Source organism: Bacillus sp. SA1-12 (genome assembly GCF_000981385.1).
Classification (GTDB): Bacteria; Bacillota; Bacilli; order Bacillales; family Bacillaceae; genus Metabacillus.
On sequence record NZ_LATZ01000002.1, the window covers coordinates 241,543 to 253,861 of the forward strand.

The following is a 12,319-nucleotide window of genomic DNA, read 5'->3' on the forward strand; positions in this document are numbered from 1 at the left end:
TTTATTTCTCCTTTGCTTTACGAATTTTACGAATAATGAACGTTAGAAAGAAGATGATTGGAATATAAACAAAGATGATATAAAAACCAACCTGACCAACTATGTCGTTGACAAGACTTATTTCTCCACGAGTTTTTGATAAATTCACAAAGATATAAGCAATGATTAATACAAAGATAAGCGAGAATTTTTGCTTAATCGCAAAGGCATCTTTTAAACATCTGCTTGCACACCATATGGTTAAACAGACATTAGGCAATATTACAAGACTCCAATTCGCGATACCGATATATTCAAAACGCTCAACAAAAGGCAATTCGATAATTTTCCAAATGGTTAAGGTTGCCCAGACATTTTTCTCCAGCTGTTCCTCACTAAAATAGATAATGGTGACAATAGAGATAAATGTGTATATAAATGTACTAAAAGCAACAGCAATATGAGCCCACTTTTTTGAGGTATCTTTATTTTTTATAAAAGGATAATAAACTAGCAAAGCCTCAAAGCCGATAATTGTCAGCGACATTTTCTTTGTTGACATGGCAATGTCCTTAATTGAATGATCCATTATAGGAAATAGATTTTTTATCTCCGAAAACTGAAGAGGAAATAAAAATGTAAACAATAAATAGAGCGGAAGCACCACTCCAAAAAAACTTATCCCGGCTACAACACGAAACCCCCCGCTAATTACATAGAAAACCAAGAATAAAAAAACAAATGAAAACACCCATACATTTAAATCCGGAAACATCCATACTTCTACGATCTCGACATATGTTCTTAAAACGGTGATCGCCATTAAAATAAAGTATAAAGATAAAAAAAAACTTAGAGAACTGCCGATCCATTTTCCAAAAAGCTCCCTATGGACTGTAACAATATTGCCATTTGACTCCTGCAAGATACGATAAATCATCCATAATGAAATATGAACAAGGATTCCTGATATAATGACTGCAATCCAGGCATCCCGGCCAGAATCTTCCCCAATAATTCTCTGGTATCCTAATACACCTACTCCATATTGAACGGAGTGGATTAAATAAAACACTAAAAAGTGGGATACCTGGAATCGCTCTGCTATTTTTATCATGGAATCATCACCTCAGTTATTCATCGATGTCTCGGTTCTTTGTCGCATTTAATTTTGAGAAGCGATTTGGTTTATTGGTTCGCAATTGTTGTGGACGCTTAGACATCAATGAAAACGGAAGCCGTATTAGGGCATCCTTCATATCAATTGTTCTTGGTGGATAAATTGGTTCTAAAAAAGGCCTTCCTAACGAAGTCAGCCTCAAAAGATGTGCCGTCATAAAACTAAAACAGATAACAATTCCTACTAAACCAAACCATTGTGCAAAAATTAAGTATGGAAACCTAAGCATCCGGATTGTATTACCCATCGCATAAATCGGTGTAGTAAATGAAGCCAGTGCAGATAAAGCTACGATAATAAGCAAAATATTACTTGTTAAACCAGCTTCAACTGAGGCTGTTCCGATAACAATCCCTCCAACGATACCGATTGTCTGACCAACCTTAGTTGGCAATCTTGCTCCAGCCTCTCTTAATAATTCAATGGTTAATTCCAAAAATAACGCTTCTAAGATTGGCGGTAATGGAACATCCCTCCGAGAGGAAATCAATGTATTCAATAAATCACTTGGTATTAACTCATAATGATAAGTAAGTGCTGCTACATATACTGGTGTCACCAAAATAGAGAATGCTACGGCAAAAAGCCTGATCAACCTGAAAAAAGAGGCGGCAAGCCAATTATAAAAATAGTCATCAAAAGCTGAAAAAAACTCCACAAGAGTTGTCGGCCCAATTAATACGTGCGGCGACCCATCTACAATGATTCCTACTTTCCCCTCAGCTAAGATTGAAGCGACCCGGTCCGGCCGTTCAGTATCAAGCAGCTGAGGAAAAGGAGAATTATGATTATCTGAAATCATTTGGGTTATGAATGAGCTATCACTGATTTGGTCAAATTGAATATCTTTTATTCGCTGTAAAACTGTATGGACGTTCTCTTCATTACAAACACCTTCAACATATAATATAGCAAGCTTTGTATTTGATAGATCTCCAATTTTCATTTCAAAAATTCGAAGTTTATCATTTGTTACTCTTTTACGAATGAGATTTATATTTGACTCAATCGATTCTACGAATGCTTCTTTAGGACCGACAACACTAAATTCTACTTCTGGCAGAGAGACATCACGAGCCTTGTTAAGGGTCGCCTTCACAAGCGCGCTTGGAAGTCCATATTCGGATAGGCTAATCAATACATACCCATCGAGAAGCTTTTCTTTAATAACATCGGTATCAATCGTTATGACAATATTTTCAATCGGGATGCCTTTTTTTAATTCATCTAACGAATTCCAATTATCACTCTTTAACACGGGCATGATTGTTTGTTGAAGAGTTTGCATGTCTACCAATGTTCTTATATAAGAGACCCAGTATACGACCTGATTTGTTCGTTCTTCAAATTGAATAAAATCAGATGAAGTTCGAAACCGGGCAATCACTTTAGCTAAAGAAGGTTTGTTTTTCCCACTTTCATACTTCATTTTGTTCATGACGTCCACCACACGCTTTTCGTTTTCTCTGGAAATAGATCATAATTTTTCTTTCCAAGATTGGTTGTTTTTTATATAATGCCACCTATGGATGGAATTATGCACCATTAGAGGAAAAGCTAAATCATAATAACTAGAGCTAAAGGAAAAGAAGGATAAAGAAAAAAATAAGCCCAATGAACACAATATTAATAGTGTTCATAAGGCTTATTTAGATTCTGTCTATTATTTTGCAAAACGATGCTTTCCAATTGTAATCGTCATTTCACGTGAAGTGATCCACGTACTGGTTGATGTTTTAGGATTATAAAAATACAAAGAACCATTTCCCATCCCACGGAAGGCTAAAGCTTCCTGAACAGCCGCTTTTGCTTCCGCTCCAGCCGGTTGGTTAATTGTGCCATTTTGTACAGGACTAAATGCATAATGGCCTTGCTCTATTTGATAAATGACACTTTTAATATCATTTGGGAACAATGGGCTATCTACACGATTTAAAACAACAGATGCAACAGCAACCTTACCTGCATATGGCTCACCTTTTGCTTCAGCATGTACAAGACGTGCTAATAAATCTTTCTCCGCTGCAGTAATCGTATCAGGAATCGTTAATTTTTCACCTGCATATAATAGATCTGAAGATTTCTGGTTAACAGACTTTAACGATTTTACAGATACTCCATACTTCTTTCCAATTAACCACAACGTATCACCTGTTTGGACTTGATGTGTTGTTGCAGCATTAGCTTTTGATTCTGGCGCTGTCATCGCAGTAAGCGATAAAGCTAATGTTGAAACAGCAACAAGTTTTAAAATTGCCTTTTTCATAATTTCGTATCCTCCTACTAGTCTCTTCAAATTTGACATTTGGAATTTGCCACATGATTTAGACTAACAGGTTTTAAGATCTAAAACATCCCTCAATATCTGGAAACGATTCCAATAGTTTATATTACTTGCTACGGTCATAAAATGCACCTTCGATTAGCAGAATTTTATTATGCGATAGTTGGATTATAGAAAATAGAAAAAGAGCTTAAGAGGTTAGGAATGCCTAACTTCTTGGCTCTTGTAGATATTGGTAAATAACACTTCCTCCTTGTTGGGCAATTCCCCGAAAATGTTTAAAATCTTCACGATTAACAATAACATTTCGAAAAGACAAAAACTGCTCCTTTGTTACAAGGTATTCATGTAATTCACCTTCTTTAAGCTTATCTAATAGTTCGTGAATTGTTTGTTCATCCATAGAAATACCTCCACCTGTCTTACAAAAATTCCTCCTATAGTTTACTAAAAGATAGATCAATCTGTCTAATTCTTCGAATATTTATTAAGTTTGGCAGATTTCTATTCCCTAATCCTGAAGCCAGCTTTTCAAATGGGAAAAGTTTCGTTTTGCATCCTGGTATCCAAGTGAATATAATTGTTCTAGCTTCTTTTGATTCCGTTCAATTCTGCTAACTTGTATCTTTGTGGTTGGTCTTAAGACAAAGATACGGCCATTTTTCTCCTGCTCTTCAATATAGGAAAGTGTTTCATTATACATTTCATGGCGCTTCAATACCGTTTCTATAAGCTTTGGATAGTCACGATAAAAACGATTTAACAGCCAGCTAATATTTGACTTTTTCTTTATGTAAGAGCCCTCCTTTGTTAGGATCACTACATTCTTTTTGTTACCATCGCTCTCAGCTTTTTTAATAGGAATGGAATCTGCTATACCCCCATCTAATAAAAACTTCCCGCCATACTCCACAATGGGGGCAATAAAAGGTAAGGAACTGGATGCCCTAATAATCGTTAAAAGATCCTTACCATAGTCAGCCTTGCTAAAATATTGCGGCAAACCTGAATGACAGTCAGTTGTTGTTACAACAAATTCCTCTGGCCCCTTATAAAAAGAAGCAAAGTCAAAAGGAACAATTTTATTCGGAATCTCGTCAAAAAGAAAATCCATCCCAAATAATTGACGATGTTTTATGAAATTTTGCAAGGATAAATAATTAGGATGTGTCACATAATCAATGTTGACCTTGCGATTTCTGCCTTTTTGTCTTGACAGATAAGAGGCGCCAAAACATGCACCGGCTGATACTCCTATTACATATGGAAAATATAAGCCTTTATCCATAAAATACTCTAATACACCTGCCGTATAAATCCCCCTCATACCGCCGCCTTCAAGCACTAGCCCTGCTTCGGTCATGGAAACACCTCATTTTTCATATTCATTATTTAAATATAACATAACGACACCTTACTAAGTGTCAGATTAGCTCAACTAGTATCGATTCTTAAGATAACTTCCATGATATGTAAAGTTTTTTCAGTTAATTAGAGTGAAAGGCTTTACTTACAAGAAGAAATAGTGTTAAATAATGCTAATAGAAGTTTTCTAGCAATAGTAAGTGCCTATGGCTCAAGGCGCAGCAAATACTTAGATTGATTAGTGTAGGACTTATAGAGAGATTCTGATCGTCGAAGAATATGTAAAGGAGCGAGGCAATGAAGATCGCTAAAGTAGGAAGTATTATTGAATTTAAAGAAGGCTTAACAGGTGTTGTTGAAAAGGTAAATGAAAATTCCGTAATTGTTGACTTAACTTATATGGAAAATTTCAGAGAATTAGATCTTGATAGACGCACTGTTGTCAATCACAAAAACTATAAGATTATTAAAGATTCTTTCTCTTAATATAAGACTAAAAAGGGTCAGTCCCACACACAAACATCACTGATAAGGAAATACATTATTTAAGTTCCTTATCAGTGATGTTTGCGGGGGTCTGACCCTTTGATTTTAATGTCACTTAACGATTATCAATTTTTTCAGGATACAAATCATGGTTCATTAAGCGATATGCCGCCATTTCCTCGTATTTTGTTCCTGGTTTACCATAGTTAGTGTAAGGATCAATTGAAATTCCGCCGCGTGGAGTAAATTTCCCCCATACTTCAATATAGCGGGGTTCCATTAGCTCTATGAGATCATTCATAATGATGTTCATACAATCCTCATGAAAGTCTCCGTGATTTCGAAAGCTGAATAAATATAATTTTAATGATTTGCTTTCAACCATTTTGATATCTGGAATATAGCTGATATAAATTGTTGCAAAGTCTGGTTGATTTGTAATCGGGCACAAAGATGTAAATTCTGGACAATTAAATTTTACAAAATAATCACGATTAGGGTGTTTATTTTCAAAGGTTTCTAAAATCTGTGGTGAATATTCAAATAGGTAATTTACTCCTTGATTCCCGAGCAATGTTACATCCTTCATTTCTTCTTGTTTTCTTCCAGCCATGTCTTTCCCTCTTTTCATCAATTATACGCCGCGCTTATTGCCCCACACTAATGTATGCAATTGAGGCAGCACACGAACATCATTTAAATCAGAATCAGCAATCACTTGATCAATTAGCCATTCATATTTTTCTAATAACGACTGAACTAAACGATTTGTATCAAATGCATAAACATCTTCATTTCCCACTTGTAAATAAAATGAGATCTCTGGATAACGTATGTGAACGCTCTTTGCAAATCTTAAATCCTCTTGATCAAATACAACAACCTTGAGACTGATAGTTTGCTTTTTATTCGCATTTTTTAATGTATAAATGATTTCATCCAGCTTATGGAAATCAGTTCTCATACCAGAGCTTGGCGGCTTAGGAGAAATCGTTAAATCATCGATTTCCTTCAGCCACTCCTGATATTTACTGCCTTGTGTTTCAATCGCAACCTTTTTTCCATTTTCTTTAAGCAGAGTAATTAGCTCATGTAAATTTGTTAAAAGTGCAGGATTTCCACCAGAAATTGTGACATGTGAGAAACGCCCCCCTCCTAACATCTTTAACTCTGACCAAATTTCCTCCGCTGTCATCTGCCTAATTTCATCCTTCGCAGAACCATCCCAGGTAAAGGCAGAATCACACCAGCTGCATGAATAATCACAGCCTGCTGTGCGAACAAACATCGTTTTTTGCCCTATTACCATCCCCTCACCTTGAATGGTCGGACCGAATACTTCTAATACAGGGATTTTTTTCACTGCTGTTCCTCCTTCAGCTTAGGACGAAATACGACATAGCTTGTAGGTGTCTCCCTGACAAAAACTTGAACACATTTCGGTTTATTTGGTTTTGAATCCAACTCCTTTTGGATCTCTTCCCAAATCGCACGTGCTACCCCTTCGGTTGTCGGGAAATAATCCGGATTCTCTTCCGAGAATAAATCCGTATGATCATTTAATATAGAATGATCAAAGCGGTTATGAATCAACTTTTTGATGCTGGCAAAGTTCACTAAAAAACCAGATTCGTCAAGGTTATCACCAGCTATCGTTATATTTACAAAATAGGTATGACCGTGTACCTTTTGGCATTTTCCAGCATCTACATGCGGAATAAAATGAGCAGCAGCAATATGCATATCTTTATTTAATTCAAATTGATAAGGATGCTGTACTTGAGGATAAATTTGTTGAATCATCGGACATCCACACCTTTTTCAAGTAAATAATCATCCAGACCTTTTTTTCTTAATTGGCATGCCGGACATTCACCACAGCCATCAGCTATCACGCCGTTATAACAGGTCAATGTTTTCTCTCGAACAAAATCAAGTGCACCAAGTTCATCTGCTAACTTCCATGTTTCCGCCTTATTAATCCACATTAAAGGAGTATGAATAACAAAAGGCTTATCTAGTGCTAGATTCAAGGTTACATTACAAGATTTAACAAATGCGTCTCTGCAATCCGGATACCCGCTAAAATCTGTTTCACATACACCTGTTACAATATGTCTCGCACCAATTTGATCGGCCAAAATAGTCGCAAATGATAAAAATAAGAGGTTTCTTCCCGGTACGAAAGTGGATGGCAGCTCCCCATCCTTGTGTTCGATCTCAATATCTGCCCTTGTTAGTGCATTTGGCGCCAGCTGATTTAATAATGACATATCTAAAATATGATGCTTAACATTAAGTTCTTCTGCAATCGATTTGGCCACTTCAATTTCTAGGCTGTGACGCTGATTATAATTAAAGGTTACTGCGATAACCTCTTTAAATTCCTTTAAGGCCCAAAATAGACATGTTGTACTATCTTGTCCACCGCTAAATACAACAACTGCCTTTTCATTTTTCATGTAAAACGTTCCCTTCTGTGGAAAAATGTAGAAAGATGTATAGTTTTCATTTAATAACAGAAAATAAAAAAACACCTGCGAAATAAATTCGAGGTGTCTAGCACTTTTTTCTATAACAAAACTACAATAAGGATCTATTAGTTTTTTATAGAGGGTTTTGCTAGAACCTCTCCCGATTTTTTAAACAGACTAAATCGGATTTGCTCTTTAATTTTCAACTAAAAAAATATATCACGAAAGTAACATTTTTGCAATCTTATTATGAATGAGATCTGTTTGTTGACGTGTAATATGTTTAGGATGACTGGCGTTACACTTTTTTTATACCATTATTTTATTATTGTTTGTTGAAAAAAATGATTGGAGTATTTTGTGTTTTTTCTGACTTGTTCGCAATCTGTTTGTCCCTCATTTTTTGTATAGAGGTGTTTGTGTACTTCATTCACTTTATGTTATGAAATTAATTAGCCTGGCAGGTTTAACTATGCTGTAAAAAAAGAAAAGCATTCATACAAGAAGCTGTCTCAATACCTAAGGATAAGACCCTTCATGAGACAGCTCTTTCTATTTCACGTTATTTTTCTCCCTTTTTCCCAGCTTCATTTGCAAGCTCTTCAAAAGATTTGACTTTACCGTGAGGATTTTGCGATTGTTTCCGGACAGCCCATTGACGTTCTTGCTGTGATTTTGATTGTGTCATGTAAAAAACCCCTTTTTCATCTAAGTAAACTTATCAGAAGCCTCTATAAATAGCTTCCAGTTTATTTTTTCCCACAGGGGCATTTTCATTCGACATCCTTTTAACAACCCTTTTTGCTATTAAAAAACTGTCTAAAACAAAAAGGGTCAGACCACCAAATTAATGTAAATTGTTTGGTCTGGACCCTTTTTAGACAGCTTTTTTAAGAAGTAGCAATATTCTTTTCGAGCAAGGCAGGGTTTGGCAATGCTTCCTTTTGAATCTCTGTAATTTCAAGATAACGGATATGATGATTTTCCATCTCTTTTACCTTAAAATTATAAATACCAAATTGAACGAACCCTCCTGTTTGGATCTCATACTGATTGGTTAAGACCCAACCTCCAATCGTATCAACATCGGTATCATCAATATCGATGCCAAGCAGCTCGTTTACTTCACTAACAAGCACTTTACCGTCAATTATATATTTCGAATCACTTATTTTTTGAATAAGCGGAACCTCGTCGGCATCAAATTCATCGCGAATTTCACCAACTATTTCTTCTAAAATGTCTTCAACTGTAACAAGACCGGCAGTTCCGCCGTATTCATCAATAAGAATGGCCATATGAATTCTTTCTTTTTGCATTTTTAAAAGCAATTCTTGAATAGGAACCGATTCTGGAACCTGAATGATTGGCCGAATATACTTTTTAATGGAAAAGGTTTGCTCTGGATCGACATGGATGAGATCGGTAAATATTTCTTTAATATTGACCATACCAACAACATGATCCTTATCTCCATCTACAATAGGATATCGGGTATATTTTTCATCTTTTATAATGACTAATTGCTCTTGGATCGGTGCATCAATTGATAATGAAATAATTTCCGTGCGCGGCACCATTATTTCTTTTGCAATTCGATTATCAAATTCAAAGATTTTATTCACATATTTGAATTCCGATTGATTAATTTCTCCGCTCTTATAGCTTTCAGAAAGGATAATCCTCAGTTCTTCCTCACTGTGAGCCAGCTCATGCTCAGAGACAGGCTTTAGACCAAAAATTCCGGTAACAAAGCAAGCTGATCCGTTTAAAGCCCAAATAAACGGGTACATTATACGATAAAAGCCCATTAACGGTCGTGCAAACCATAAGCTGATTGCTTCTGCTTTTTGAATAGCAACCGTTTTCGGTGCTAATTCTCCAACTACAACATGTAAAAAGGTAATAGTTGAAAATGCAATGACGAAGGATAACACTGTTGCGATTGAGCTTGGAAGATCGAAACGTTCAAATAAAGGCTTTAACAAATGTTCAATTGTCGGTTCACCAAGCCACCCTAAGCCCAAAGCTGTCATCGTTATTCCTAATTGGCAGGCTGACAAATACTCATCAAGATTATCAATGACTTTCTTTGCAGCATTTGCCTGTTTGTTTCCTTCTGCAATTAATTGGTCAATACGAGAGCTCCTAATTTTAATGATCGCAAATTCAGAAGCTACAAAAAAACCCGTAAGAGCGATTAAAATTGCAACAAGCAACAAATTGACTATGTCCAAATAAGCTTCCTTACTCCGTCATAAACGGAAAAGGAGTCACCTCCTGAGAGTTAAATCAAAATCAAAAAACACAGGCGCCATATTTAGCCCCTTCAATTATTAAAAGTTCGCTTATAGAAATGTTTATACTTATCCATTCATGATAAAAATGTACTTACAAGACTAAACACAAGTGCCATGCCAATATCTAATTACTAAAATGAGCGTCCGCTTGGAGTACAATAAGGGATGCTGTTTGTTTATTTAATTTTAACACTGCCCCATATTATCACCCCACAATATCTATTGAATTAATCATAATACGATAAAACTATACAGTCAAACGTAACACTTAGCTGATTTCTTAAATAAATATGTGAAATACCGTTTAAAAATACCTTTTCTAATGAAAAACAGCTTATTATGACCATAAATGAGTGATAAAGCGATAATTGGCAGGTTTTAACTGAAATCGAATGATTTTTTTGAATTTTTCAACATTAAAATAGTTCTTATGTATTTAGTTTTACAATTTTAAAAAAATCCTCGTATGTATCCAAATAAAAATCCGCGCCCTTCTCATGGTTTTGAAACAAGCATGTATACAAGCCTGCTTCTTTAGCCGGAATAATATCTAAAAGCCGGTCACCAATTGCTATATCCAGACTGTATTTTTCATGTAAATACAAATAGGCTGTTGAATCAGGTTTTCTTGGAAAACCATCATCACCGGCAACAATTTCACGAAAATAATGACCCCAGCCAAAATAATCGAGAATAAATTGAACCTCTTCTCTCGGCTTATGCGTCATAATAACATTTATCTTGGCATATTTTAAGACCTCTTCAACAAAGGGAAATGGTTTCTTACGGGCCGGTGACAAGGATTTATCCTTCTCTTTAAATTCAAGTATACTTTCATTGGTAAGCCTAAAGTACTTAGCTGCATGTGAAAAAGAGACTTTAAGCTGTTTTAAAATGTCTTCCTGTGCTATTTCTCCATTTAATACCTCATACATAACTTCTGTAAATGCCGGGTATGTATCAAATAAAGTGCCATCAAAATCCCATAAAATATTCAACATGTTCTTCCTTTCAATGTCTAAAAATCTCTAGCGGTACAGCGATTATTTATATGTATCCATTTTATCATACTACCCTTATTTTCTTGGAACCTTCTTTACTATTAATAAGGCTAACACTCCTAAACAAATATAGCCGAAGATCGGATACAATAAGGATATTAAAGAACTATAACCAAATTTACTTATAAATGCAGCAGCACTCAAAATGGCAATTACAATAATCATCCGCGGAAGCTTAATATATGAGAGGATCTGTTTTTCAAGTCCAAATAAGTTGCCAATAACTGATGTAAAAACTTCCCCATAGATAACTGCAATGTATATAAAATAAATGGCATAAAACGTGGTTTTCATAACTTCGGCCATAGGTATTTCAAATTGATTTAAATTTGGTAATGTTGACAATGCCAGATGGCTGCTGATTAGAACAATTGTTAAGAGAAGACCGCCAAGAAATCCTCCTCTTTTCAACACTTTTTCATCCTGAATCTCTTTTGCTAAAGGCACAAGAACAGCTGCAGCCATTGTCAAGTTAAAGGCGGCATATGAAAAAGCTGACAACATCCACTTATAAGAGGAAGTTGGCTCACTCGGTATGTTATAAAAAGGCTCAAGTGAAAACGACCGAACAGCTAGTATGGTACTAAACAATATTAACATCGGAACAACAATGATATTTACGCTAAAAAGTCCGTTCACACCAAAATACATAACTCCAATTGTAAGCAGAATCGTTATGATTACACCTATCCTTACAGAAAGGTTAAGCTGCTCATAAAAAATTGCACCGGCACCAGATAGCATAATAGATGTTAAGCCGAGAAGGATAGTAAGCATAAAAAGATTAACAAATCCCCCGAACTTTCTGCCAAATAAAAAAGTCATTAAATCCTGATAGGACGCTGCATTTATTCTCTTTGAAAGGATAAGCATTTTGGTCCCAAGGGATATAAAAAGAAATCCGGCTAGCAAAATACCAGCAAGTCCAAAAACACCGTATTTCGTAAAAAATTCAACTATTTCCCTCCCTGTTGCAAACCCAGCTCCTACAACTGTACCGACATATACTGCTGCAACCTGAAAGGAAAAAATCCAAGATTTCTTCTTCATCCAACACACCTCACTAAAGTTAACCATAGCTTGTATCATTATATGAAAAAAAGTTGGGATGATTCTTTTCACTTTGAAACTATGTTTTTATAGTAAAAAATTCCCACTATTTTTTTCAGGCAAAATACTTGAAAGTCAAA

The 12,319-nt window shown here is 35.6% G+C and carries 14 protein-coding genes; 1 reads left to right on the plus strand and 13 read right to left on the minus strand.

Features of this window, described 5'->3' with window-relative positions:
• Position 1 precedes the first annotated feature (1 nt).
• From WQ54_RS02340 to WQ54_RS02360, 5 genes are all read right to left on the minus strand, one after another.
• The gene (locus WQ54_RS02340; protein WP_046511512.1) at positions 2–1,096 is read right to left on the minus strand and encodes a GerAB/ArcD/ProY family transporter; all 1,095 of its coding nucleotides are present in this window, start codon (positions 1,094–1,096) and stop codon (positions 2–4) included.
• Between the two features lie 16 nt (positions 1,097–1,112).
• Positions 1,113–2,588 carry a spore germination protein gene (locus WQ54_RS02345; protein WP_046511718.1) on the minus strand — a complete coding sequence of 492 codons (1,476 nt, stop codon included), beginning with the start codon at positions 2,586–2,588 and terminating at the stop codon, positions 1,113–1,115.
• A 234-nt stretch (positions 2,589–2,822) separates the two neighbouring features.
• The gene (locus WQ54_RS02350) at positions 2,823–3,365 is read right to left on the minus strand and encodes a cell wall hydrolase (protein ID WP_046511721.1); all 543 of its coding nucleotides are present in this window, start codon (positions 3,363–3,365) and stop codon (positions 2,823–2,825) included.
• A 286-nt stretch (positions 3,366–3,651) separates the two neighbouring features.
• Complete coding sequence (locus tag WQ54_RS02355) at positions 3,652–3,846, minus strand: hypothetical protein (protein WP_046511516.1); 195 nt, start codon at positions 3,844–3,846, stop codon at positions 3,652–3,654.
• Positions 3,847–3,954: 108 nt separating this feature from the next.
• Entirely contained in the window at positions 3,955–4,806 is an 852-nt protein-coding gene (locus WQ54_RS02360) for a patatin family protein (protein ID WP_046511519.1), read from the minus strand.
• 299 nt (positions 4,807–5,105) lie between these two features.
• Between WQ54_RS02360 and WQ54_RS02365 the strand changes: the two genes are divergently transcribed.
• Positions 5,106–5,294 (plus strand): DUF2187 family protein, encoded by a 189-nt coding sequence (locus tag WQ54_RS02365; RefSeq protein ID WP_046511522.1) that lies wholly within the window; start codon positions 5,106–5,108, stop codon positions 5,292–5,294.
• 115 nt (positions 5,295–5,409) lie between these two features.
• On the opposite strand, the gene queF is transcribed toward WQ54_RS02365, so the two are convergent.
• The 8 genes from queF to WQ54_RS02400 form a co-directional block, all read right to left on the minus strand.
• The gene (gene queF, locus WQ54_RS02370) at positions 5,410–5,907 is read right to left on the minus strand and encodes a preQ(1) synthase (protein ID WP_046511525.1); all 498 of its coding nucleotides are present in this window, start codon (positions 5,905–5,907) and stop codon (positions 5,410–5,412) included.
• A gap of 21 nt (positions 5,908–5,928) precedes the next feature.
• Complete coding sequence (queE, locus tag WQ54_RS02375; RefSeq protein ID WP_046511528.1) at positions 5,929–6,657, minus strand: 7-carboxy-7-deazaguanine synthase QueE; 729 nt, start codon at positions 6,655–6,657, stop codon at positions 5,929–5,931.
• A complete protein-coding gene (gene queD, locus WQ54_RS02380; protein ID WP_046511530.1) occupies positions 6,654–7,097 on the minus strand; it encodes a 6-carboxytetrahydropterin synthase QueD in 444 nt (147 codons plus the stop codon). The genes queE and queD overlap by 4 nt, the downstream gene beginning before the upstream one ends.
• A complete protein-coding gene (queC, locus tag WQ54_RS02385; RefSeq protein ID WP_046511533.1) occupies positions 7,094–7,756 on the minus strand; it encodes a 7-cyano-7-deazaguanine synthase QueC in 663 nt (220 codons plus the stop codon). The genes queD and queC overlap by 4 nt, the downstream gene beginning before the upstream one ends.
• A gap of 574 nt (positions 7,757–8,330) precedes the next feature.
• On the minus strand, positions 8,331–8,456 hold the full coding sequence (locus WQ54_RS34535) for a DUF6254 family protein (protein ID WP_231597433.1): 126 nt from the start codon (positions 8,454–8,456) through the stop codon (positions 8,331–8,333).
• 202 nt (positions 8,457–8,658) lie between these two features.
• Positions 8,659–10,005: a hemolysin family protein gene (locus tag WQ54_RS02390; protein WP_046511536.1), complete on the minus strand. Its 1,347-nt coding sequence runs from the start codon at positions 10,003–10,005 to the stop codon at positions 8,659–8,661.
• A gap of 491 nt (positions 10,006–10,496) precedes the next feature.
• A complete protein-coding gene (locus WQ54_RS02395; protein WP_046511538.1) occupies positions 10,497–11,066 on the minus strand; it encodes an HAD-IA family hydrolase in 570 nt (189 codons plus the stop codon).
• 78 nt (positions 11,067–11,144) lie between these two features.
• On the minus strand, positions 11,145–12,179 hold the full coding sequence (locus tag WQ54_RS02400; protein WP_046511541.1) for a membrane protein: 1,035 nt from the start codon (positions 12,177–12,179) through the stop codon (positions 11,145–11,147).
• Positions 12,180–12,319 lie beyond the last annotated feature (140 nt).